The sequence below is a fragment of the Bradyrhizobium sp. SZCCHNR1002 genome (assembly GCF_032381435.1).
Taxonomy (GTDB): domain Bacteria; phylum Pseudomonadota; class Alphaproteobacteria; order Rhizobiales; family Xanthobacteraceae; genus Bradyrhizobium; species Bradyrhizobium aeschynomenes.
Window position 1 is genome coordinate 13,648 of the sequence record NZ_JAUHIS010000011.1, and the last position, 22,652, is coordinate 36,299.

Annotated in this window: 18 protein-coding genes; 9 read left to right on the top strand and 9 right to left on the bottom strand. The window is 66.1% G+C overall.

The genetic code is table 11. The features are described from left to right. Window positions 1–58 precede the first annotated feature (58 nt). Window positions 59–2,137, top strand: a complete 2,079-nt coding sequence (locus tag QX108_RS32590; RefSeq protein ID WP_315786381.1) for an acyltransferase family protein — start codon at window positions 59–61, stop codon at window positions 2,135–2,137. Here the strand turns inward: QX108_RS32590 and QX108_RS32595 are convergent. Beyond that, complete coding sequence (locus tag QX108_RS32595; RefSeq protein ID WP_315786384.1) at window positions 2,075–3,325, bottom strand: NupC/NupG family nucleoside CNT transporter; 1,251 nt, start codon at window positions 3,323–3,325, stop codon at window positions 2,075–2,077. The two genes, QX108_RS32590 and QX108_RS32595, sit on opposite strands and share 63 nt — an antisense overlap. A gap of 117 nt (window positions 3,326–3,442) precedes the next feature. Here QX108_RS32595 and QX108_RS32600 point away from each other — a divergent pair, with 117 nt between their 5' ends. After that, a complete protein-coding gene (locus tag QX108_RS32600) occupies window positions 3,443–4,669 on the top strand; it encodes an MFS transporter (protein ID WP_315786387.1) in 1,227 nt (408 codons plus the stop codon). A gap of 234 nt (window positions 4,670–4,903) precedes the next feature. Here QX108_RS32600 and QX108_RS32605 read toward each other — a convergent pair whose 3' ends face one another. From QX108_RS32605 to QX108_RS32625, 5 genes are all read right to left on the bottom strand, one after another. Further along, window positions 4,904–5,659: an SDR family oxidoreductase gene (locus QX108_RS32605; protein ID WP_315719447.1), complete on the bottom strand. Its 756-nt coding sequence runs from the start codon at window positions 5,657–5,659 to the stop codon at window positions 4,904–4,906. Window positions 5,660–5,704: 45 nt separating this feature from the next. Beyond that, window positions 5,705–6,463, bottom strand: a complete 759-nt coding sequence (locus QX108_RS32610) for a peptidase (protein WP_172113848.1) — start codon at window positions 6,461–6,463, stop codon at window positions 5,705–5,707. A 242-nt stretch (window positions 6,464–6,705) separates the two neighbouring features. Continuing rightward, a complete protein-coding gene (locus QX108_RS32615) occupies window positions 6,706–7,554 on the bottom strand; it encodes a transglutaminase family protein (protein WP_315719448.1) in 849 nt (282 codons plus the stop codon). 151 nt (window positions 7,555–7,705) lie between these two features. After that, on the bottom strand, window positions 7,706–8,650 hold the full coding sequence (locus QX108_RS32620; protein ID WP_172113850.1) for an alpha-E domain-containing protein: 945 nt from the start codon (window positions 8,648–8,650) through the stop codon (window positions 7,706–7,708). Window positions 8,651–8,853: 203 nt separating this feature from the next. After that, the gene (locus QX108_RS32625; RefSeq protein WP_315786393.1) at window positions 8,854–10,272 is read right to left on the bottom strand and encodes a circularly permuted type 2 ATP-grasp protein; all 1,419 of its coding nucleotides are present in this window, start codon (window positions 10,270–10,272) and stop codon (window positions 8,854–8,856) included. 228 nt (window positions 10,273–10,500) lie between these two features. Between QX108_RS32625 and QX108_RS32630 the strand changes: the two genes are divergently transcribed. The 4 genes from QX108_RS32630 to QX108_RS32645 all read left to right on the top strand — a co-directional run bounded on the left by QX108_RS32630 (window position 10,501) and on the right by QX108_RS32645 (window position 14,418). After that, complete coding sequence (locus tag QX108_RS32630) at window positions 10,501–11,238, top strand: competence/damage-inducible protein A (RefSeq protein WP_315719450.1); 738 nt, start codon at window positions 10,501–10,503, stop codon at window positions 11,236–11,238. 244 nt (window positions 11,239–11,482) lie between these two features. Next, window positions 11,483–12,004 (top strand): xanthine phosphoribosyltransferase, encoded by a 522-nt coding sequence (gene gpt / locus QX108_RS32635; protein WP_315719451.1) that lies wholly within the window; start codon window positions 11,483–11,485, stop codon window positions 12,002–12,004. A gap of 104 nt (window positions 12,005–12,108) precedes the next feature. Then, the gene (locus QX108_RS32640; RefSeq protein WP_315719452.1) at window positions 12,109–12,744 is read left to right on the top strand and encodes a hypothetical protein; all 636 of its coding nucleotides are present in this window, start codon (window positions 12,109–12,111) and stop codon (window positions 12,742–12,744) included. Between the two features lie 159 nt (window positions 12,745–12,903). Then, the gene (locus QX108_RS32645; RefSeq protein WP_315786397.1) at window positions 12,904–14,418 is read left to right on the top strand and encodes a glycoside hydrolase domain-containing protein; all 1,515 of its coding nucleotides are present in this window, start codon (window positions 12,904–12,906) and stop codon (window positions 14,416–14,418) included. A gap of 41 nt (window positions 14,419–14,459) precedes the next feature. Here the strand turns inward: QX108_RS32645 and QX108_RS32650 are convergent, their stop codons facing one another. Both QX108_RS32650 and QX108_RS32655 read right to left on the bottom strand, forming a co-directional pair. After that, complete coding sequence (locus QX108_RS32650; RefSeq protein WP_315786401.1) at window positions 14,460–17,306, bottom strand: autotransporter domain-containing protein; 2,847 nt, start codon at window positions 17,304–17,306, stop codon at window positions 14,460–14,462. Between the two features lie 391 nt (window positions 17,307–17,697). Continuing rightward, window positions 17,698–18,720 (bottom strand): methionine synthase, encoded by a 1,023-nt coding sequence (locus QX108_RS32655; protein WP_315719455.1) that lies wholly within the window; start codon window positions 18,718–18,720, stop codon window positions 17,698–17,700. Between the two features lie 148 nt (window positions 18,721–18,868). Here QX108_RS32655 and QX108_RS32660 point away from each other — a divergent pair, with 148 nt between their 5' ends. The 3 genes from QX108_RS32660 (at window position 18,869) to QX108_RS32670 (ending at window position 21,381) form a co-directional block, all read left to right on the top strand. After that, window positions 18,869–19,573 carry a glutathione binding-like protein gene (locus QX108_RS32660; protein WP_315786404.1) on the top strand — a complete coding sequence of 235 codons (705 nt, stop codon included), beginning with the start codon at window positions 18,869–18,871 and terminating at the stop codon, window positions 19,571–19,573. Window positions 19,574–19,798: 225 nt separating this feature from the next. Then, window positions 19,799–20,404 carry a 2-hydroxychromene-2-carboxylate isomerase gene (locus QX108_RS32665; protein WP_315719457.1) on the top strand — a complete coding sequence of 202 codons (606 nt, stop codon included), beginning with the start codon at window positions 19,799–19,801 and terminating at the stop codon, window positions 20,402–20,404. Further along, window positions 20,404–21,381 (top strand): NADPH:quinone oxidoreductase family protein, encoded by a 978-nt coding sequence (locus QX108_RS32670; RefSeq protein ID WP_315786408.1) that lies wholly within the window; start codon window positions 20,404–20,406, stop codon window positions 21,379–21,381. The genes QX108_RS32665 and QX108_RS32670 overlap by 1 nt, the downstream gene beginning before the upstream one ends. Before the next feature lie 198 nt (window positions 21,382–21,579). Here the strand turns inward: QX108_RS32670 and QX108_RS32675 are convergent, their stop codons facing one another. After that, window positions 21,580–22,470 carry a crotonase/enoyl-CoA hydratase family protein gene (locus QX108_RS32675; protein ID WP_315719459.1) on the bottom strand — a complete coding sequence of 297 codons (891 nt, stop codon included), beginning with the start codon at window positions 22,468–22,470 and terminating at the stop codon, window positions 21,580–21,582. Between the last annotated feature and the right edge of the window lie 182 nt (window positions 22,471–22,652).

Sequence of the window (22,652 nt, forward strand, 5' to 3'; positions counted from 1 at the left end):
CCGGCGACGGATGCGGAGCGGCGTTCGGCGCGGGCTTGTGTAAGGCGTATCCGTCCCGTTGCCCTCCTTCGTCGTTCAATACGCTCCCACGGCCAAGCGCGCGCCACGGCTGCATGCGCCCGCGCAGCCAGGTGTTGCCGGCTCGACCGCAGCGTCAGCTCCCGCGCATCGTGAGGACATCGACTGGCTCCGCGCCATCGCGGTGCTCGCCGTCATCGGCTTCCACTTCGAAGCGCCCGCCATCTTCGGCGGCTTCGTCGGTGTCGACATCTTCTTCGTGATCTCCGGCTATCTGATCACCGGCATCATCACGGCCGAGATCGCCAAAGGGCAGTTCTCGTTTGCCGGCTTCTATGAACGGCGTGTGCGGCGACTGCTGCCGGCGCTCTATGTCATGGTGGCGTTCGCCGCGATCCCGGCATCCTGGGATCTGCTGACCTCGGAGCGCGCCGAGTTCTCCCGCTCGGCCATGGCCGTCGTCACCTTCACCTCGAACATCTTCTTCTGGCAGCAGTCCGGCTATTTCGACCATGCCGCGGTGGAGAAGCCGCTGCTGCACACCTGGTCGCTCGCCGTCGAGGAGCAGTTCTATCTCGTGCTTCCCGTGGTGATCTGGGGCGTGTTGCGGATCGCGCGCGGCCGCCGGCTGGCGCTGCCCGTCACGCTGCTGGCGCTCGCGGCCGGCTCGTTCGCGCTTGGCCTCATGCTGATGCGAGGAGGCGCCTCCGCGAGCGCCTTCTTCCTGAGCCCGCCGCGGGCCTGGGAATTCCTGCTCGGCAGCCTCGTTGCTGTCTCCGGCCTTCCGGCTCCGCAGGCCGGCCTGGTCCAGCGCTCGACCCGCATGCTGTCGCTGCTGCTGATGGCGATCCCGATCCTGTCGCTGCGCCCGGGGCCTGGCTTTCCCGGCATCAACGCGCTCGCGCCGTGCCTCGGCGCCGCGTTGTTCTTGTGGAGTGGCGCCGGTGTCGCCAACGTGCCGCGCAGCCGGCTGTCGCCGCTCGGCGTGGCGGCGTTCGTCGGCCGCATCTCCTACTCGCTCTATCTCTGGCATTGGCCGTTGTTTGTCTTTGCGCGCTTCGCCAAGCCCGGCCTTGCGCTCGATGGTTGGGAACGGGCGGTCGTGTTCGCGCTCACGGTCGCGACCGCCACGCTGTCCTGGCGCTTCGTCGAGCAGCCGTTTCGCAGCGGCCGGCTCGCAGCCACGTCGCGCGCCGCATTCGGCTTCGCCGTGCTCGCGAGCTTCCTGCTGCTCGCCGGGAGCGGTGTCGGCCTGTTGTGCGCGGGCGCCGCTTCCGATGCTGACCGTACGGCACAGCACTTCGACGCCTACAATGGCTACGACATGAAGCCGGTCTATCGCTACGGCTCCTGCTTCACCACCCCAGACGGACGAATCCCGGAGGACTGCCTGCGCCGCGTGGCCGGCAAGACCAACGTGCTGCTGTGGGGCGACAGCTTTGCCGCGCACTACTACCACGGCCTCAAGGCTCAGCTCGATCCGGACACCGTCAACATCATGCAGGCAAGCCAGCCGACCTGCATGCCGACCTTCAGCGCGGAGACGCAGGGCGTCGCAGCCTGCCGCGCCCTGGCGAGCCAGATGCGCGACTATCTCGCGACGGCGCGGCCAGATCTCGTGGTGATGTCGGCGGACTGGCTGGAGGATGCACGCCCGCCGCGCTTCCAGAGCATGGTCCACGACCTCAAATCGACGCTTCATCGCCTGCATGATGCCGGCATTCCGGTGGTGCTGCTCGGCCCCTCCGTTCAATTCCGCGCGCGGCTGCCATCTATGCTCGCGCGTGCGACGCTCCGCGGCGTCGCGCCTGATCCCGCGGCGTTCGTGCGATCCGATGTGTTTGCGCTGGACGCGGCAATGCAGGCGGCGCTGCCGAGCGGCGAGGGTTTTTCCTACGTCTCGATCCTGTCTGCCGTCTGCAAGGGCGACCATTGTCCGTTGACGGTCGGCGGCGTTCCGCTGTCCTTCGACCACGCACATCTCACGGCCGAGGGCTCGGTGCACGTGATGGCCAAGATTGCGCCGCAGCTTCTGCCTGGCGCCAGCGAGCTCAGCTCAAATCAGCACGCCGACGATCGCACCCATCAGGCAGGTGGTGAGGGTCCCCGAGACGATTGATTTCAGCCCGAGCGCGTTGATCTCGTCGCGGCGCGTCGGCGCCATCGTGCCCAAGCCGCCGATCATGATGCCGAGGCTGGCGAAGTTGGCGAAGCCGCACATCGCATACAGCATGATCAGCCGCGCCCGCGGGTCGAGCGCGGCAGGGTCGAGCTTCGCCAGCTCGACATAGGCGATCAGCTCGTTGAGCACCGTCTTGGTCCCCATCAGACTGCCGGCGGTGACGGCCTGCGACCAGGGCAGGCCCATCAGCCAGCACACCGGCGCCATCAGGAGGCCGAGCAGCCGCTGCAGCGAGATGGCGGCGCCGCCGACGGCCGGCAGCAGCGACAGGATCGCGTTCGCAAGATAGACCAGCGCCACCAGCACCAGCAGCAGCGCGACGATGTTCATCAGGAGCTCCAGCCCAGCGCTGGTGCCCTTGACGATGGCGTCCATCGTCGAGGAGGCCTGCATGTCCGGATCGCCGAGCGCGCCGCCGGTGAGCTGCTTCGAGGTCTCCGGCACCATGATCTGGCTGATCAGGATCGAGGCGGGCGCGCCAAGCACCGAGGCGATGACGAAATGCGCGGCGGCGTCGGGAATGAGCGGCGCAAGCAGCGTCGCGTACAGCACCAGTACGGTGCCCGCGATACCGGCCATGCCGCCGGTCATGACCAGGAACAACTCGCTCCGCGTCATCTGCGCGAGATAGGGGCGGATGAACAGCGGCGCTTCGACCATGCCGAGAAAGACGTTGGCGGCGGTGGAGAGGCCGACGGCGCCGCCGACGCCGAGCGTCCGCTCGAGCAGCCAGGCCATGCCGCGCACCAGAGGCGGCAGCACGCGCCAGTAGAACAGCAGCGTCGTCAGCACGCTCATGACCAGCACGATCGGCAGCGCCTGGAAGGCGAGCACGAAGTCGGCGCCGGGCGCCTTGAGGTCGAACGGCAGGGCGCCGCCGCCGACATAGCCGAACACGAACGACGTCCCCGCGCGCGAGGCCGCGGAGATGGCGCCGACTGCGTCGTTGATGGCGCCGAAGGCGCGGGCGACGGTGGGGACCTTGAGCAGGACGAGCGCCGAGAGGATCGTCACCACCAGCCCCAGCGCGGCCTGCTTCAGCGAGACGGCCCGCCGGTTCTCGCCGAGCGCCCACGCGATCGCAAGCAGCGCGACGATCCCGAACGCCGATTGCAGCTGAAGCATCAGATCCCCCGAACCCATGGCATTATGAGCTGACGGAACAGCCCCGCGCAATGCCGTGCGGCCATGCGGGGCTCGCGATTGACAAGCAGTTGGGCCTGCGTCACGCAAGGCGCCATCATGTCAACCACCGCTCCGACCGGCGCGCGGGATCTCCTGAAGCAAGCCGCGTTCCTGTTCTTCCTGTCGTCACGCAGCCTGTCACGGTTCGCGAGCCAGATCGCGGCGGTAGCGATCGGCTGGCAGATCTACGATCTCACCGGGCGCGCCTTCGATCTCGGCATGGTCGGGCTGATCCAGTTCCTGCCGACGGCGCTGCTGGTATTCGTGGCCGGCAGCGCCGCCGATCGTTATCCGCGCAAGCGCGTGGTGCAGCTGTGCCAGCTCGCCGAAGCGATCACCGCGCTCTATTTGTGCTGGGGGGCGTATGCCGGCCAGCTCGCCGAGCTGCAGCTGTTCGCGGCCGTGTTCGTGCTCGGCATCGCCGGTGCGTTCGAGAGCCCGGCCACCGCCGCGCTGCTGCCGCTGATCGCGCCGTCGGGCACGCTGCAGCGGGCCAGCGCGCTGTCGAGCGGCGCGGCGCAGCTCGCCACCATCGCCGGCCCCGCCATCGGCGGCTTCGCCTATGCGGTCGCGCCTGGGCTGCCCTACGGCATCATGATGCTGTTCTGGCTCGGCGGCATGGCGCTGACCGGCCTGATGCAGGTGCCGGATGATGTGCCGGCCGAGCGGCTCGACGGCGGCAGTGCCGACCTGTTTGCCGGCGTCCGCTTCATCCGCGCCAATCCGGCCATTCTCGGCACCATCTCGCTCGATCTGTTTGCGGTGCTGCTCGGCGGCGTCACGGCGCTGCTGCCGATCTATGCGCGCGACATTCTGCAGACCGGGCCGTGGGGGCTCGGCGTGTTGCGCGCCGCGCCTGCCGTCGGCGCGCTGATGATGACGGCGGTGCTGGCGCGCTACACGATCCGTCGCCGCGTGGGACTGCGGATGTTTCAGGCGGTGATCGTGTTCGGCGCGGCGACCGTCGTGTTCGCCGTCTCGCACGTGATGTGGATCTCGGTGCTGGCGCTCGCCATCCTCGGCGCTGCCGACACGATCAGCGTCGTCATCCGCTTCTCGCTGGTGCAGCTCGCCACGCCGAACGAGATGCGCGGCCGCGTCGGCGCGGTGAACTTCCTGTTCATCAACGCCTCCAACCAGCTCGGCCAGTTCGAGAGCGGCGTCACCGCCGCGCTGCTCGGCGCCATGCCCGCCGCCATCCTCGGCGGTGCCGGGACGATTGCGATCGCGCTGGCGTGGATGAAGCTGTTTCCGGAGCTCCGGAAGGTCGAGCGGCTGGAGTAGGGCCTTTCGCTCTCTTCGTTCATGCCGGGACGCGCGCAAATCTTTCCGCCGTCATTCCGGGGCATCGCGGAGCGATGAGCCCGGAATCCATAGCCACAACAAGTTGTGAGGCGAAGATCGTCGCCACTGCCATCTCGTGCCACATCACCGCCTGCGGCTATGGATTCCGGGCTCGCGCTGCGCGCGCCCCGGAATGACGAGGGGAGAGAGCAGGGCGCGATCGCGACGAGCTCGTCAGCCTCGGCCGACGAACGGCATTTTCGTCGCCATCACGGTGATGAACAGCACGTTGGCGCTGAGCGGCAGGCCGGACATGTAGACCACGGCGTCGGCGACCGCCTTCACGTCCATGCGTGGTTCCGGCATCATGCGGCCGTCGGGCTGCAGCACGCCGCCGACCATGCGCTCGGTCATCGGCGTCTCGGCATTGCCGATGTCGATCTGGCCGACGGCGATGTCGTAGGCGCGGCCGTCGAGGTTGGACGCTTTCGTCAGGCCGGTGATCGCGTGCTTGGTGGAGGTGTAGGGCGAGGAGAACGGCCGCGGCGCATGCGCCGAGATCGAGCCGTTGTTGATGATGCGGCCGCCGCGCGGGTTCTGGTCCTTCATGATGCGGAAGGCGTGCTGCGTGCACAGGAACGGCGCGGTGAGGTTGGTCGCGACCACCGACTGCCACTGCTCCATGGTGAGGTCCTCGAACGGCACCGGCGGCGCGCCCATGCCGGCATTGTTGAAGAGAACGTCGAGCCGGCCATAGGTCGACTTGACCGTGTCGAACAGCGCCGCGATCGAGGCGGGGTCCATCATGTCGGCCGAGACGGGCAGGCTCATGCCGGCCGGGCCGAGCTTGGCGGTCTCCTCCAGCATCTCCTTGCGGCGGCCGGCAAGCACCACGGTGAAGCCTGCGTTCATCAGCGCCAGCGATGTGGCGCGGCCGACACCCGTGCCTGCGCCCGTCACCAGTGCGATCTTCTTTGCCGCTTCAGCCATGAGTCCTCACCTTCAGTGGTTTTGCAGTTCGCGTGATCTGCAGTTTCAGTGTTTTGATTCGCTTTGAGTCTTATAGGGCGGCCTTGGAATGTTGTTATGCGCCGCGCGCAAGGCCGCCGACCAGCGCGAGCGGAGATCGTGGAAATAGGGCTCGCCGGCCTCGATCCGGTGATTGAGGTCGGCCTCGCAGGCTTCGGCGCGCACCACCAGCACGTCGATCGGCATGCCTACGCCGAGGTTCGAGCGCATCGTCGAATCCATCGAGATCAGACCCGTCTTCAGGGCATCGTAGAGCTCGACATCGTAGTGCATGGCGCGGTCGAGCACTGGCTTGCCGTATTTGTGCTCGCCGATCTGCAAATAGGGCGTGTCGGTGGTGCATTCGATGAAATTGCCGGCGGTGTAGACCATGAACAGCCGCATCCGCGAGCCCTTGATCTGGCCGCCGAACAGGAAGGACACGTCGAACGAGATATCCTCGGCCTTCAGCGCCGGGCCTTCGGTCGCGTGAACCATGCGGATCGCCTTGCCGATGCGCTGGGCTGCCTGGAACATGGTCGGCGCGTTCATCAGGGTCTCGACGTCGCCGGTCTCCGGGTCTTCGATGCCTTCGGTCAAGGTCGACAGCACGGACTGGCTGATGGCCAGATTGCCGGCACTGGCGATCGCCAGGATGCGCTCGCCCGGATTGGAGAAGATGTGCAGCTTGCGGAAGGTCGAGACGTTGTCGAGACCGGCATTGGTTCGGGTGTCCGCGATCATGACGAGCCCGTCACGCACCAGAATTCCGCAGCAATACGTCATCGTCGTCCCCTCGAGCCAGAGCGCGAATTAGTAGCGAAATTCGGTGGCGCGTCCAACCCCGACGAGACGGTGGTGGCTCCAGCGAGCCGCTGCTCCACGATAGGTCGTCATTCCGGGGCGGCGCGCAGCGACGAGCCCGGAATCCATTGTCCCGCGTGCTCTGTCGCCCGATGGATTCCGGGCTCGCCCTTCGGGCGCCCCGGAATGACACCGCTGGGAAGGTGGCGGGCGCGTTCCGGAATTCAGGACTGGCGCTGCGACTGCGATTGCGACTGGCCGCCGCGGCCGACCTGCTCGACCTTGACCTTCACGGTGAGGGTCTCGGTGCCGCCGCCATAGCGGGTGCCGCGCACCGGGGCGGCGCCGAGATAATCGAGCCCGATCGCGACCCGCACATGCGCATCCGTCGTGCAGATGCAGTTGGCGGCGTCAAATCCGACCCAGCCGAGATCCGGAATGAAGGCTTCGGCCCAGGCATGGCCGGCCTCCTGGTGCACTGCACCATCGGAGCGCAGGAAGTGCCCGGAGACGAAGCGGGCCGGGATGCCCGCGGCGCGCGCGCTGGCAATGAAGATGTGGGCGTAGTCCTGGCAGACGCCGCGCTTCAGGACGAAGGCCTCCGCCGCCGAGGTGCCGCTATGGGTCGGGTCCTCGTCGAAGGTCATGTGCTCGTAGACCTGCATCATCAGCGTGTGCAGGAAGCCGAGCACGTCGCTTTCCGACTCCGCGCGCAGATCCCGCACGATGCCGGCCATGGCCGCATTGGCCGTGGTGAGCGGGGTCTGCCGCAGGAAGAAGCTCGGCGGAAACCGCTCGTCCGCGCCCTTCAGCACACCGCCGGTGTCGTGCGTCTCCACCAGGCCTTCTGCCGTGATGGTGAGGTCCTCGAGCGGTCCGTGGGTGATCACGTGGGTGACGTTGCCGAACGCATCCTCATGCATGTCGAGACGTGAATCGGTCGACACGTCGATCTGCCATTCCGCCACATATTGGCCGTCATGGCTGCCGGGCGTCATCCGGATGATCTGGATGGCGCCGGTCGCCGCCGGCTCGTAGCGGTAGGTGGTGGAATGAGAGATACGCAGGCGCATGGTCGTGTCCGATGGGATGCCGGTCAATCCATCGTCATGCCCGGGCTTGACCCGGGCATCCACGCGCGTCTCACCGGGAGAACAAGGAAGACGTGGATGGCCGGGTCAAGCCCGGCCATGACGACGGCCGAGAACTTTTCACCTTACTCGATCAGATCAGATATTGCTTGGTGATGATCTCTCCCAGCCGCGAATTGTCCGAGATGAACTCCTGGATGAACTCGTGGACGCCGCGCTGGAAGATGTCGTCCATGTTGGAATGCTCGAGCCGGTTGCGGACGCCGCGGGCATGTCGCTGCGACGGACCCTGGCGGCCATAGGCCACGCCGATCTGGTCGAGATTGCGGACGAGGTTGCCGTAGCAGCTGGCGAGCGAGCGCGGCAAGGTGTCGTTGAGGATCAGGAGGTCCGCGATCAGCCAGGGTTTCAGCGTCTCGCGATACACCCAGTGATAGGCGGTCAGCGCCGACACCGAGCGCAGGATCGAGGTCCACTGATAGTAGTCCAGCGGGCCGCCGACATGCTCCTCCTCGGGCAGCAGCACATGATATTTCACGTCGAGAATGCGCGCGGTGTTGTCGGCGCGCTCCAGATGCAGGCCGAGCCGCGAGAACCAGTAGGCGTCGTTGCGCAGCATGGTGCGATAGGCCGAGCCGTCGAAGCGCAGCGAGGTCTCCTGCACGAAGCGCAGGAAGCGCGCCAGCTCCTCGCGGGTCTTGGTGCCCTTGCTCCAGACCTCCTGCAGCTCGATCCAGGAGCCGTTGATGGTGTCCCACATCTCCGAGGTCAGCGCCGTCCGCACCGAGCGCGCATTGAGGCGGGCGGCCTCGATGCAGTTCTTGATCGAGGACGGGTTCGACTGGTTGAACGAGAGATATTCGACGACGTTCTGCTCGTTGGCCTCGGAGTAGGCCTCATAGAAGCTGGCGCTGACGCCGGCGGTCAGCAGCGCCGATTCCCACTCGTTGGTCTTGCCGATATAGGCCGCGGGAAGCGCGGTGACGCGCAAGGTGGCGTCGATGGTGCGGGCGAGATACTCGGCGCGCTCGACATAGCGGGCCAGCCAGTACAGGTTTTCGGCGGTGCGCGACAGCATGGGCAATCTATGAGGTGCGGAAGAGACGGTGCGCTCCCTCTCCCCGTTCTTTACGGGGAGAGGGTTGGGGTGAGGGGCAGCCGCACGGATGGGGCGAATTGATAGACCTGTACCCCCTCACCCGGATTGCATCTGGCGATGCAATCCGACCTCTCCCCGCAAGCGGGGAGAGGTGACCGAGCCGAGAGACATGTTCATACCCTCTACTCATCCAGCACCCATGTGTCCTTGGTGCCGCCGCCCTGGCTGGAATTGACCACCAGCGAACCTTCCTTCAGCGCCACGCGGGTGAGGCCGCCGGGCACGATGGTGGTGCGGTCGCGTCCGGTCAGCACGAACGGCCTGAGGTCGACATGGCGCGGCGCGAGCCCCGAGGTGACGCAGGTCGGGCAGGTCGACAGCGCCAGCGTCGGCTGCGCGATGAAGCCTTCGGGCTCGCGCTTCAGCTTGTCGCGAAACGCCTCGATCGTCGCCTTGGTCGCGGCCGGGCCGATCAGCATGCCGTAGCCACCGGAGCCGTGCACCTCCTTGACGACGAGCTCGCCGAGATGGTCGAGCACATAGGACAGATCCTGCGGCTCGCGGCAGCGCCAGGTCTGCACGTTCTTCAGGATCGGCTCCTCGTCCAGATAGAACTTCACCACGTCCGGCATGTAGGAGTAGATCGCCTTGTCGTCGGCGATGCCGGTGCCGACGGCGTTGGCGAGCGTGACATTGCCGGCGACATAGGCCGACATCAGTCCGGGCACGCCGAGCGCCGAATCGGGCCGGAAGGTGAGGGGATCGAGGAAGTCGTCGTCGACGCGGCGGTAGATCACGTCGACCCGCTTCAGCCCCTCGGTGGTGCGCATGAACACCTCGTCGTTCTTGACGATGAGGTCGCGACCCTCGACCAGCTCGATGCCGAGCTTGTCGGCGAGAAAGGAGTGCTCGTAATAGGCGGAATTGTAGATGCCGGGCGTCATCAGCGCGACGGTCGGCTCGGCCGAGGCGCTGAGCGGCGCGACCGAGCGCAAGCACGACAGCAGCTCGTCCGGATAGCGCTCGACCGGCGCGACGCGGTGGCGCGCGAACAGATCCGGAAACAGCCGCATCATGATCTCGCGGTTTTCCAGCATGTAGGACACGCCCGACGGCGTGCGCGCATTGTCCTCGAGCACGATGAAGTCGTTGGCGTCGACGCGGACGATGTCGATGCCGGCGATGTGGACGTAGACGTCGTGCGGCACATCCTGGCCGTTCATCTCGGGGCGGAACACCGGGTTCTGGAAGATCAGGTCATCCGGCACCACGTTGGCGCGCAGGATGTCGCGGCCGTGGTAGATATCGCGCAGGAACATGTTCAGCGCCTTGACGCGCTGCTTCAGCCCCTTCTCCAGCAGCGTCCATTCCTTGCCGGAAAGGATGCGCGGGATGACATCGAACGGGATCAGCCGCTCCTGCGCCTCCGCCTCGCCATAGACGGCGAAGGTGATGCCGATTCGCCGGAACAACAGCTCCGCCTCGTGGCGGCGATATTCCAGCGCTTCCGGCGGCGTTTCCTTCAGCCACCGCGACAGCTCCTGATAAGCCTGACGGACGTCGCCGCCCGGCTCGTTCATTTCGTCGAACGCAACTGCCATAGATGCCCGTGTGTCCCAGCCTCGCCATACACTGCATGACTCCACGTGATGGTAGCAAGGGCCGGGCCAGCGAGATATGCATTCTCCTGCGGCATTTCGTGGGGGGTGCGGAAGTCGTGCCCGAAAAACCGGCTGCACGATGCTCAAATCCGCGGCATGGGCTGCGACGTTTCGGATGACTTTGGTGACGGCTCGGGCCAAAAGAGACGCCAGATGCGAGGAGATACCATGAGCGACATCGTCACCGCGGGATTGCTGGTCATCGGCGACGAGATCCTGTCCGGGCGGACCAAGGACAAGAACATCGGCTTCATCGCCGAATACCTGACCAATCTGGGCATCGACCTCAAGGAGGTCCGGGTGGTCTCGGATGACGAGGGCGATATCATCGCCGCGCTGGATGCGCTGCGGCACCGCTACACCTATGTGTTCACGACCGGCGGCATCGGGCCGACCCATGACGACATCACCGCGGACGCGATCGCCAAGGCCTTCGGCGTCGGCATCGACCACCACCCCGAGGTCGTGGCGCGCTTCCGCGAGCGCTGGAGCGAGCAGGAGCTGAATGAAGCCCGTCTGCGGATGGCGCGCATCCCTGATGGCGCCGAGCTGATCCAGAGCGCAACCATCCTGGCGCCGGGCTTCAAGCTCGGCAACGTCATCGTGATGGCCGGCGTGCCCTCGATCATGCAGGCGATGATGGACATCGTCGCGCCGAAGCTGAAATCGGGCGTCCGCATGCTCTCGGAGACGGTGCGCGCCAACGCCCGCGAGGGCGACATCGGCGGCCCCCTGCGCGAGATTGCCAAGGCGCATCCGGACACCATCATCGGCAGCTATCCCTTCACCGACGAGGACCAGAAGCCGAACACGCATCTGGTGGTGCGCTCGCGCGACCAGGACAAGCTGACGGCGGCGATGGCCGCGGTGAAGGAGATGCTCGCCGGGCTCAACGTGACGCGCTAAGTTTACGACGTCGCAAAAAGCTAGGCGGCTTGCGCGCTCGCCGTCATTCCGAGGCAAGCGTCAATGCGAAGACGCGAAGCGGCGAAGCGTTGACGATTGAACCCGGAATCCCGAGATTGTCAGAAATGAACGCAAGACAATCTCGAGATTCCGGGTTCAAGGCCTCTCGGCCTTGCCCCGGAATGACCGGGACTTTGCGCGGCAGGTGTCATCAGAGGCGGCGGGCGAGGGCGGACGGGACGGCATGACAGACAAGACCTTGAGCGCAGAGGAGCGCGCCGGCCGGGCCTTTCCGGTGTCCTGGGACCAGTTTCACAGGGATTGCCGGGCGCTGACGTGGCGGCTCAACGAGATCGGGCCGTTTCACGCCGTGGTGGCCATCACCCGCGGCGGATTGGTGCCGGCGGCGATCGTGGCGCGCGAGCTTGGCGTGCGGGTCATCGATACGATCTGCATCGCGAGCTATGATCACACCAAACAAGGCGAGCTGCAGGTCTTGAAGGGCATCTCGGCCGACACCGCGCAACTCGGCGGCGGCACCGGCAAGGGGCTCCTGATCGTCGATGATCTCGTCGACACCGGCAAGACCGGTCGCATGGTCCGAGAGATCCTGCCCGATGCCCATTTCGCCACGGTCTATGCCAAGCCCAAGGGGCGGCCGCTGGTCGACACGTTCATCACCGAGGTGTCGCAGGACACCTGGATCTTCTTTCCCTGGGACACCGCGCTGTCCTTCGCGCCGCCGCTGCGCGACGGAGCGGCGTGAGAAGGAGCGAATGGCGATTAGGGGGTAGCGAATAGGGATTCGGGTGGGTGAGTCTTGCTCTATTCGCTACGCCCCATTCGCTATTCGCCAGCCGAAGGCTCGCCATGCCGCTGCAGAACCGCGTCACCCCGACCGGCGACATCGTCGCAACGCCGCACCGCGGGCTGTTCACCGGCAATCGCGGCATCATCCATGACCCCGCGACCAAGACGCTGCTGAAGAAGCGCTGGTCGAGCCCGGCCTGGCTGGTCTGCCTGTGCGACTTTCGCGGCAAGCGCCGCGAGGTGATGGCGACGCAGAGCTGGACCGAGCTGTTCTTCCTCGACGAGGCCACCGCGCTCGCCGCTGGCCATCGTCCCTGCTTCTACTGCCGCCGCGACGATGCGAACCGGTTTCGCACCGCGTGGGAGACGGGCAACGGCGTCGGCGATATCCGTGCGTCCGAGATCGACAAGGTGCTGCATCGCGAGCGGCTCGACCGCGGCCGCAAGCGGTTGCATCCGCTGCCGCTGCCGTTGGCGAAGCTCCCTGACGGCACGATGGTGCACTCCGGTCAGGAGAGCTTCCTGATGCTGCACGGTCGGGCGCGGCCGTGGTCGCTCGCCGGCTATGGCGCGGAGCGCGAGCACGTCCCTGCGCCGCAACTGCTGACGCCGCCCTCGACGGTGCGCGCGCTCCGTGCCGGCTATCGGCCGGTGCTGCACGCCGGGCTGTCGGGGACGTTCGATCTGGATGGCTAGGTGGCGTCCATGAGATCCGCTGATCAAACTGCGTCTCGCAACTGCACTCTGTGAACGGCTTCACATTTCCACCCGTTCCGGTTGCGATAGCATCGCAACGCGTGATCCATCGCGATGCAAGCGATGAGACGGCACACGCGACAAACGGGAGAGCGTCACATGGCTTTCGTTGCGCTGGACACCAATCAGAACTCGACTCGCATGATTCCGTGCATGCAATCGCAGGGCATCATCGCGATCGGCCGCTACTACACCCGCAACCGGTCCAACCCGAAGATCCTGAAGCCGGACGAGGCGCAGGCGCTCTCGGCGGCAGGAATCCGGATCTGGCCGGTCTATCAGATCCGTCACAGGCTTCGCGCCGATTTCAGCGCAGTCAAAGGCAAGAGCGAAGCAGAGGATGCGCTCGACTACGCACGCCACGTCATCGGTCAGCCGGCGGGCTCGGCCATCTATTTCTCGGCAGATTTCGATGCGTCCGACGCCGACGTCAACATCGCCATCCGGCCGCACTTCGAGGCCATCAATGCCGCGTTCGCGGCCGCCGGCCGTCCCTACCGGATCGGCGTCTACAGTTCGGGAGCGGTGTGCAAGACCCTGCTGGATGCCGGTCTGGTGCAACTGACCTGGCTGTCCCAATCGAGCGGCTTTCGCGGCACGGCCGAGTTCAAGGCATCGGGCCGCTGGAACATTCTTCAGGCCCTGCCGGTCCGGCGGTTCTGCAACTTCGATGACGACGTCGATCCGGACCGGTTCAATGTTGATTTGCCCGACTTCGGCGGCTTCCTGCTCGGTCAGGCGGCGCAGCCGCAACCCGCCGCCGACGCCGCAGCTCCCGTGATTGCGGTCGCAGCCGGCGCAGTCGCGGCCCAGCCGGACTTTCCCGCGGCTCCCCCATTTCCGGGCCAGCCCCTGCATCGCGGCCAGTTCGGCTCGGACGCGGTCAGGGTCGTGCAGGCCAGGCTCAAGGAGCTCGGCTTCGGTCAGCTGGTGACCGACGGCGATTTCGGCGAGGGCACCCAGAACGCCGTGTTCCACTTCCAGGCGCGCAACTCTACGCCTGGTGGCAAGCCGCTACACATCTCCGGCGAGGTCGATGCATCGACATGGGCGGCGCTGTTCGGGCCCGGTGCGGTGTTCGATGCGGCCGCCTTCGACCGCAACACGCCGATGCGTGATCTGGTGATCGACATCGCCGCGTCCCAGATCGGCGTCGTCGAGCAGCCGCGCGGCACGAACCGCGGGCCGGAGGTCGACGTCTACATTCGCACTGCCGGCCTTGATCCTGCGACGGACAGCTTCCCGTGGTGCGTCTGCTTTCTCTATTGGGTGTTCAATCAGGCCGCCAGGGTCAAGGGGATCGAAAATCCGTTGCCCAAGACGGCAGGCGTCATCGCGCTCTGGACCATGGCGCGCCGGACCGACGCGCAGATCGTGCACAGATCCGAAGTCAGCGCGCAGACGGTCAAGCCCGGCATGATCTTCGCGCTCGACCTCGGCGGCGGCAAGGGCCATGCCGGCCTGGTCATCGAGGTGGTCGGCGACCATGTCGTCACGATCGAGGGCAACACCAATCCGGGCGGCTCATCCGACGGTTTCGGAGTCTTTCGTCGGGACTCGCGGCCGTTGAGCAACAGCGTGCTGCTGGGCTATCTCGATTTCTGCGAGTCGTGAGCGGCCCGGATCACGCGCGTAACCCGGATGCGACATCCGGGTTACCACGAATAGCGCACGACCGCCTTGCCGCCATAGCTTCGGGTGACGTTGGAGAATTCGCCTTCGAAGGCCCCAGCGGCCGACCAGCCGTTCATCCACTTCATCTCGGCCGATGCCGAGGTCAGCGCGGCGTCGCTGGCCTGCCGGGCTCCGTTGACGACGAAGGAGGCGCCGGGCAGGGCCTGGAACGTGGCGGAAATTGAACGGTCCGGATTGAAGTCATGCGCCCAGGCGACACGGCCGCGCAGCGTGAAGATGCCGTCGGTCAGGGCGTAGGACTTGTCGGTGCGCAGACCGAGTTCGCTGCGCGTCGCCGTGATGGTCCTGGCGCCATAGGTGAGCGCGAAGGTGTTGTTGCCGACGACGGCCCGCTCGGCATAGCCCGGCAGCGCGAAGGTGGTGAACTGAGCGGCCGCGTAGGGCGTGAGGCCGACGGTCGTCCAGGGGGTGACGAAGCGGTGGCCACCCTCGATCCGGCCCGAATAGGAGTTGGCGTTGAAGTCGGCGCGCAACTGATCGATCCCGGCCACGGTCACGGTCCGGTTCGTGGTGACGTCCTGCCAGCCATAGGCCAGGGCGCCGGTCACATAGCCCGCGCCGATATTGTGCCTGACGAAGCCGCCGGCCTGGAACAGATCCGACCTGCCGCCGCCTCCATTGAAGACGCTGAAGTTTGTGCCGCCCCCTGCCATCGCGAAGCCGGCGACGGTGTAGGGCGAGAAGCGATAGTCGGCTCCGACCGCGGTGCCGTAGAGGTTGCTGGTGGCGGTGTTGGAGCCGAGCGCGGCGTTGCCATCGGTGGTCTGGGCTCCGCCGAAGGCGGCCGCCCACACGCTCCAGCCCGTCCTGGCGACGGGCGCGGGCGGCGCCTTGGTGTAGATCGCGGCCAGCGCGTCGTTCGGATTGCGCTTGGCCGCATAGGCCAGCGTTTCCTCCGCGTAGCCGATCGCGCCGTTGGGCGCAGCGCCCTGGTCGCCGCGACCGCCGACGAAGGGATCGGTCATGACGCCCATGAACTGCGTCATCGCATTGAACGTCGCCTGCTGACCGCCGGTGGCGGTCTCGCCCGAGAGTTGCGTCAGTCCGGTGGGGGTCAGTCCGGTGAAGACGACGGGAATGCTGCCGTTCGTGGTGAAGTAGTTGCTCAGCGCCGTGTTGACGTTGACCTGGTTGGTGTTTCCCGCCACCACGGCGAGATCGAGGTTGAGGAAGACGTTGTTGGCGTCATAGCTCAAGGATGACGCGAAGCCGGCGGGCGCGCTGGTCGCCGTCACGGCGCTGAAGGTGCCGCTGACGCCGCCCGTCGCGGTCAGGATCGTGTATTTCTTCGCGACATAGGTTCCGGCGGCGTAGACCGCATTGACCGTGGCGCCGTTGAGGGTTGCGATGCCGGTCACGCTGGCGCGCGAGGCGGTCGTCGGATCGACCTGGACCAGGTAGATCGCGCCCGACTGGAACGCGAGGCTGCCGCTGACCGTCATCGTGCTGGCGGCCGTCCCGTTGCCGGGCGCGAAGGTGCCGCCGGCATTGATCTGGGTGCCCTTGACCGTGCCGACACCGGCCAGCGTGCCGCCGGAGTTGACCGAGGTCAGGGCCGAATTCGCCGCTGTGCCGTTCACCTCCAGCGTTCCGCCATTCACGACGGTGTTGCCGGTGTAGGTGTTGGCGGCCGTCAGCACCAGCTTGCCGGCGCCAGTCTTGACGAGGGCGGTGTTGATGCCGCCGGTGGTCAGGCCGGTGCCGGCGATGGTGTTGGCGTAGGTGAGGGTGCCGCTGGATACTGCGATGTTGGCGGTGACCCCGCTGATGAAGATGCCGGATCCCTGCGCTGCGCCGGCCGCTGCCGAAAATCCATTGATGGCGCTCGGCCCGATACCGACGCCAGGGGTACCGGCGGCACCGCCAGTGACGGTGTTGCCCGAGATCGGCGAGTCGAGAATCGTCAGCGTGCCGCCGGTGGCGACGTAGATGGCGCCGCCGTTGCCGGCGCCGCCATTGCCGCCGGCGCCGCCGTCGGAGCCGGGTCCGGGACCGCCCGCGCCGCTGGCGTTGGTGGCGCCGTCACCGCCGGTGCCGCCGTTGCCGCCATTTGCGTTGCCGGTGCCGCCGGGATTGTTGTTGGTGTAGACGTTGCTGTTGGTGGTGCCGGAGCCGCCACCGCCGCCACCGCCGTCACCGACCGATGGGCCCGCCGTGCCGACCGTTCCTTGCGTTCCGGCATGTCCACCGGTACCGCCCGCGCCGCCGCCGCCGCTGGCGCCGCCATTGTTGGCGGCGCCGCCGGTGCCGCCATTGCCGCCATTCACCGGGTCAGGCGCCGCGTTCTGCGCGCTGCCGCCATTGCCACCGGCGCCGCCTGTGGCGCTGTTGCTGGTGAAGGTCACTGCGGCAATCGTGACATTGGCGCCACTGCCGACGAACAGGCCGCCGCCGGCCCCGAGGCCGCCGCCGCCGCCGCCGCCGGAGCCGTAGGCCAGACCGCCGCTGTAGTAGCCGTTCTGACCGTTGGTGCCATTGCCGCCGATCGCCGCCATGTTGGTGATCGACAGGCTGGAGATGTTCACGGTCGGCGCGTTGGCGCCATTGACGACGATGCCCTGGAAGGAGGAGGCGCCGTTGATCGTCTGGCCGTTGCCGGTGATGTTCACCGTGACGTTGGCGTTGGCGGCCTGCAGCTGTGCCAGCGAGCTCGACAGGGTGAAGCCGCTGGTGATGTTGATGGTGACCGTCGAGTTGGCGCCGGCGGCTGCGACCGCAGCAACGGCCGTATTCCAATCAGCCTGGTTGGCGACGTCGATCGCCAAGGCCTGGGTGCTCAGCATCGTTCCCGCGAGGAGGATCGACATGGCCAGAAAGCGACGCGCCTTTGACTTCGGCGCAGCAAACATCGTTCTCGCAAAGCAAGCCATCTCAGTCCCCAGCAATGAAGGCAAGTGTCAGACTCGAACTAATTTAGGCGGCAGAAATTTCACGCCAAACTTGTGTTCCGAAATGAAATGTCGCGACACATCTTGTCAAGAACAGCAAAGACACACTCGGAAACGAATGATGTTCTATGGGTGTTAAAATACCATGGCGCCGATTGAGCTGTGGACCGGCGTGTGCGGCGGATGCCGGCACGGCCTCTGGTGCGGATGACGTGATGGCCGCAACGCATCGTATGATGCGCAAGCGATGCCGTGTCTCGCATCGCTTCCGCGTCATTGTCGCAGGTGAGCCTGCGGATCGGTGATTCCCTTACGCGAACCGCTGCCGCGCCAGCTTCGCGCCGGTGCCGAGCGCCATCAGCTTCGCCTCGGCGACCTCGCGCCGCATCGGGGCCATGCCGCAATTGGTGGTCGCGATGATGTTCTCTTTCGGCACCACTTTCATGACGTCCTCGAGCGTCTTGCAGACGTCCTCGGCGGTCTCGATCTCGTCGCTGGCGACGTCGATGACGCCGGCCTGAACGATCTTGTTCTTCAACAGTCCGAGCAGCTCGATCGGCACCTTCGAATTGCGGCATTCGACCGCGACCTGCTGAATGCTGCTGGCATCGATCACCGGGAAAGTGTCCTCATATTGCCGCCACTCGCTGCCGAGCGTTTCCTTCCAATCGGTGTTGGCCTTGATACCGTAGCCGTAGCAGATGTGGACGGCGGTCGGGCACGTCAGGCCTTCGGCGGCGCGCTCCAGCGCCTTGATGCCCCAGTCGCGGACCTCGTCCATGTAGACGTTGAAGGCGGGCTCGTCGAACTGGATCATGTCGATGCCGTCATCGTGCAGCGCCTTGGCCTCCTGGTTCAACAGCTCGGCAAAGGCGAACGCCATCTTGACGCGGTCGCCATAGTAGTTGTCGGCGATGGTGTCGATGATCGTCATCGGCCCCGGCAGCGTGAACTTGACGGCGCGGGTCGTATGCGTGCGCGCGATCCGCGCCTCGTCGCCATGGACGCGGCCCTTCAGCGACAAGGGCGCCACCACCTGCGGGACCATCGCCTTGTAGCGATCCTTGCGGATGCCCATCTCGACCTTGTGCGCGAAGTCGATGCCCTCGACGCGCTCGAGAAAGCCGTGCACGAAATGCTGCCGCGACTGCTCGCCCTCGGTGAGGATGTCGATGCCGGAATCCTCCTGCAGCTTCAGCGCCAGGATGGTGGCGTCGCGCTTGGCGCGCGCGAGCTCGTCGCCCTTCGACTTCCACGGCGCCCACAGCACGTTCGGCTCGGCCAGCCATTCCGGCTTCGGCAGCGATCCTGCGATGGTCGATGGAAACAGCATGGTCGGACTCTCCGGCGTAGGGGCGGTCAGGCTTGAGCGCCTGTCTGCCATGGCTTAACTGTCAGGTACAGAAAGAACCAAGGCCGGCGCGCGTTCCGCAGCGCGGCATAATGGTCCGGACATGGATTGGGGAAGGACGAAGAGAGGCATGATCGACCTCCATTACGCGCCGACGCCGAACGGCTGGAAAATCTCGATCATGCTCGAGGAACTCGGGCTGCCCTATACCGTCATTCCCGTCGACATCCGCGCCGGCGACCAGTTCAAGCCGGAGTTCCTGGCGATCAGCCCGAATAACCGGATTCCCGCGATCGTCGACCATGCGCCGGCTGACGGGGGCGAGCCGTTCTCGGTGTTCGAGACCGGCGCGATCCTGATCTATCTCGCCGACAAGACCGGGCGTTTTCTGCCGCAGGAGATGCGGGCGCGCTCGCGCGTCATCCAATGGGTGATGTGGCAGATGGCCGGACTCGGGCCGATGATGGGACAACACGGCCATTTCGCGCTGTATGCCGCCGAGAAAATTCCCTACGCGATCCAACGCTACCGCGATGAGGTCGCGCGTCTCTTCCACGTGCTCGACGTCCAGCTCGGCAAGACCGGCGCCCATGTCGCCGGCGACGACTACACCATTGCCGATATGGCCTGCTTTCCCTGGATCATGACGCACAAGGCGCAAGGCTTTACGCTCGGCGACTATCCGAACATCAAGCGCTGGTACGCAACCTTGCGCGCGCGGCCAAAGCTGCAGGCCGGGCTTGCGATCGGCAAGTTCGTCAAGGAGCCGTTCAACAACGAGACGCGCCACGTGATGTTCGGCGCACGGGCGAAGGAGATGACGGGGAGATCGTGAACGAGCGCGACGTCGTAGCGAGGAGTGTAGCGACAAAACATTCAGGCCTTTTCTCGCAGCCCCTGGATTGCTTCGTCGCTCCGCTCCTCGCAATGACGGAGAGAGCGGCGTGCGCCAACTCCCACCTCTGTCATTGCGAGCGAAGCGAAGCAATCCAGAGCCACGATCGACACCGTTAATTTCTGCGCGCGCGATGACGAACTCATCAAGACCTGAGGACACACGATGATCGAATTCTTCTTCGACTGCTCCAGCCCCTGGACCTATCTCGCCTTCCACAACATCCAGCCGCTCGCGAAGGAGTTCGGCGTCGACATCGTCTGGCGTCCCATCCTCGTCGGCGGCATCTTCAACACCATCAATCCCAGCGTCTACGCCCAACGCGAGAAGCCGGTGCCAGCCAAGGCGGCCTACACGCTGAAGGACCTCGGCGACTGGTCACGCTCGGCCGGGCTCAAGATCAAGATGCCGCCGACGGTGTTCCCGGTGAACAGCGTCAAGGCGATGCGCGGCTGCATCTGGCTCGGCAACGAGGCCATGGTGCCGTTCGCGCGGGCGGTGTTCGAGATCTATTGGGGCGAGGACCAGGACATCTCGCAGGATGCGGTGCTGACCGAAGTGTGCCGGCGTGTCGGCGTCGATGCGAAGGCGTTGTTCGACGGCATCGCACAGCAGGGGATCAAGGATCAGCTGCGCATCAACACCGAGGAGGTCGTCAAGCGCGGCGGCTTCGGTTCGCCGACGATTTTCGTCGATGTCAACGACATGTATTTCGGCAATGACCGACTGCCGCTGATCCGCGAGGCACTGGCGAAGCGGAAGGCGGCCTGATGCCGCGTGCGATCGTCTGCCGCGAGCTCGGGCCGCCGGAGAGCTTGCGGCTTGAAGAGCTGCCGCCGCGCGTTCTGCGCGAGGGCGAAGTGCGGGTGAAGATCCGGGCCGCCGGCATCAACTTCCCCGACATTCTGATGGCGGCCGGCGAGTATCAGCTCAAACCGGAGTTGCCGTTCACGCCTGGCGTCGAGGCGGCGGGCGCCGTCGTCGAGCTCGGGCCCGATGTCAACGGCTACGCGGTCGGCGACCGGGTGATCGTCCGCATGCGGTTCGGCGCCTACGCCGAGGAGGCGGTGGTCGCGGCCAGCCAGCTCACGCCGCTGCCGTCGCCGTTCGACTATGCGGAAGGTGCGACCTATCTGGCCGGCCACGGCACCGCGTATCACGCACTGGTCGATCGCGGCCAGCTCAAGCCCGGCGAGACGCTGCTGGTGCATGGCGCCGGCGGCGGCGTCGGCCTTGCCGCCGTCGAGCTCGGCAAGCTGCTGGGCGCCACCGTGATCGCGGCGGCGTCGTCGGAGGAGAAGCTCGCGGTGGCCCGCGCGCGCGGCGCCGATCATCTCATCCTCTATTCGCGCGAGCCGTTCCGCGACGCCGTCAAGCGCATCACGGCTGGCCGCGGCGCCGATGTCGTGTTCGATCCGGTCGGCGGCGAGGTGTTCGAGAACAGCGTCCGCTGCATCGCCTGGGGCGCGCGGCTGCTGGTGATCGGCTTCACCGGCGGCATCGGCCTGGCGCGGACCAATTTGATCCTCATGAAGGGCGCGAGCGTGCTCGGCGTTCGCGCCGGAGAGGCGGTTCGCAAGGATCCCGCGCTCGGCGAGCGCCGGATGGCCGCGCTTCTGGTCTGGGCGGAGGAGGGCAAGCTGCGACCCAACGTGTCACATCGCGTGCCGTTCGATGACTATGCCGCCGCGATGCTGCTGCTGATCGATCGCAAGGCGATCGGCCGCGTGGCGCTGGTGATGGATTGAGGCACTGAGGCTCCACACCCTCGGTGTCGTCCCGGCCTAGAGCCGGGACCCATACCGCGTGATCTATCTTGTGGCACCTTGAACGTCGTTCTTCGCCTAACAGCCCCTTATGGCTATGGATCCCGGATCGGCGCGCGCGTGCCGCGCGCTTGTCCGGGACGGCAGCGGAATATGTGGCGCGAGCGTGGCCGATAACGACTACTTGTACTCCCGCTCGTCCCACCACGGGAAATAGTCCGGCATGTCAGCCGTGACTGTGTTCTTGAACTGCGCGGGACGCTTCTCCAGGAACGACACCACGCCTTCCTTGACATCATCAGAGCGTCCCCGCGCGTAGATGCCGCGGCTGTCGACCTTGTGCGCTTCCATCGGATCGTCGGCGCCCATCATGCGCCACATCATCTGGCGGATCAGCGCGACCGACACCGGCGCGGTCTTGTCGGCGATCTCGCGCGCCAGCGCCCGCGCGGTCGGCAGCAGATCGTCCGGCGGCACCACCTTGCTGACGAGACGGCCGGCGAGCGCCTCCTGCGCCGGAAACACGCGGCCGGTGTAGCACCATTCCAGCGCCTGCGAGATGCCGACGATGCGCGGCAGGAACCAGCTCGACGCCGCCTCCGGCACGATGCCGCGCTGGGAGAACACGAAGCCGAACCGCGCCGCTTCCGACGCAATGCGGATGTCCATCGCGAGCTGCATGGTGACGCCGATGCCGACCGCCGGGCCGTTGACCGCGGCGATGACCGGCTTCAGCGATTTGAAGATCCGCAGCGTGACCTGGCCGCCGCCGTCGCGCACCTGCGGATCGGAATAGTCGACGCGGCCGTCGGCATGCCGTTTCACCGGCCCGCGCTTGACATCGCGATCGAACGTGTCGGCGCCGGAGGAGAGATCCGCGCCGGCGCAGAACGCGCGGCCCGATCCGGTGACGATGATCGCCCTGACGCCGTCATCCTTGTCGGCGCGATCGAAGGCGTCGATCAGCTCTTCCATCATCGTGCCGGTGAAGGCGTTGAGCTTCTCCGGGCGGTTCAGCGTGATGGTGAGGATCTTGTCGGCGACGTCGTAGAGGATGGTCTGGTAGGCCATGAGCGTTTCCTGATGTCGTTGTCGTGGCGTTTGTTCGTTGGTTGCTCGTGCCACAATCTCCGCCGTCATTCCGGGATGCGCCCCCTTGGGTGCAGGCCGGGAATCCATGACCACGATCGTGAGTCTGGATTCCGGGTTCGTGCTTCGCACGCCCCGGAATGACGACGAAAATTGAGATCGGC

Excerpts from the sequence above, each read along its gene's own strand:
- QX108_RS32595 (WP_315786384.1), bottom strand. The coding sequence starts at position 3,325 with ATGCTTCAGCTGCAATCGGCGTTCGGGATCGTCGCGCTGCTTGCGATC.
- QX108_RS32600 (WP_315786387.1), top strand. The coding sequence starts at position 3,443 with ATGTCAACCACCGCTCCGACCGGCGCGCGGGATCTCCTGAAGCAAGCC.
- QX108_RS32605 (WP_315719447.1), bottom strand. The coding sequence starts at position 5,659 with ATGGCTGAAGCGGCAAAGAAGATCGCACTGGTGACGGGCGCAGGCACG.
- QX108_RS32610 (WP_172113848.1), bottom strand. The coding sequence starts at position 6,463 with ATGACGTATTGCTGCGGAATTCTGGTGCGTGACGGGCTCGTCATGATC.
- QX108_RS32615 (WP_315719448.1), bottom strand. The coding sequence starts at position 7,554 with ATGCGCCTGCGTATCTCTCATTCCACCACCTACCGCTACGAGCCGGCG.
- QX108_RS32620 (WP_172113850.1), bottom strand. The coding sequence starts at position 8,650 with ATGCTGTCGCGCACCGCCGAAAACCTGTACTGGCTGGCCCGCTATGTC.
- QX108_RS32625 (WP_315786393.1), bottom strand. The coding sequence starts at position 10,272 with ATGGCAGTTGCGTTCGACGAAATGAACGAGCCGGGCGGCGACGTCCGT.
- QX108_RS32630 (WP_315719450.1), top strand. The coding sequence starts at position 10,501 with ATGAGCGACATCGTCACCGCGGGATTGCTGGTCATCGGCGACGAGATC.
- gpt (WP_315719451.1), top strand. The coding sequence starts at position 11,483 with ATGACAGACAAGACCTTGAGCGCAGAGGAGCGCGCCGGCCGGGCCTTT.
- QX108_RS32640 (WP_315719452.1), top strand. The coding sequence starts at position 12,109 with ATGCCGCTGCAGAACCGCGTCACCCCGACCGGCGACATCGTCGCAACG.
- QX108_RS32645 (WP_315786397.1), top strand. The coding sequence starts at position 12,904 with ATGGCTTTCGTTGCGCTGGACACCAATCAGAACTCGACTCGCATGATT.
- QX108_RS32650 (WP_315786401.1), bottom strand. The coding sequence starts at position 17,306 with ATGTCGATCCTCCTCGCGGGAACGATGCTGAGCACCCAGGCCTTGGCG.
- QX108_RS32655 (WP_315719455.1), bottom strand. The coding sequence starts at position 18,720 with ATGCTGTTTCCATCGACCATCGCAGGATCGCTGCCGAAGCCGGAATGG.
- QX108_RS32660 (WP_315786404.1), top strand. The coding sequence starts at position 18,869 with ATGATCGACCTCCATTACGCGCCGACGCCGAACGGCTGGAAAATCTCG.
- QX108_RS32665 (WP_315719457.1), top strand. The coding sequence starts at position 19,799 with ATGATCGAATTCTTCTTCGACTGCTCCAGCCCCTGGACCTATCTCGCC.
- QX108_RS32670 (WP_315786408.1), top strand. The coding sequence starts at position 20,404 with ATGCCGCGTGCGATCGTCTGCCGCGAGCTCGGGCCGCCGGAGAGCTTG.
- QX108_RS32675 (WP_315719459.1), bottom strand. The coding sequence starts at position 22,470 with ATGGCCTACCAGACCATCCTCTACGACGTCGCCGACAAGATCCTCACC.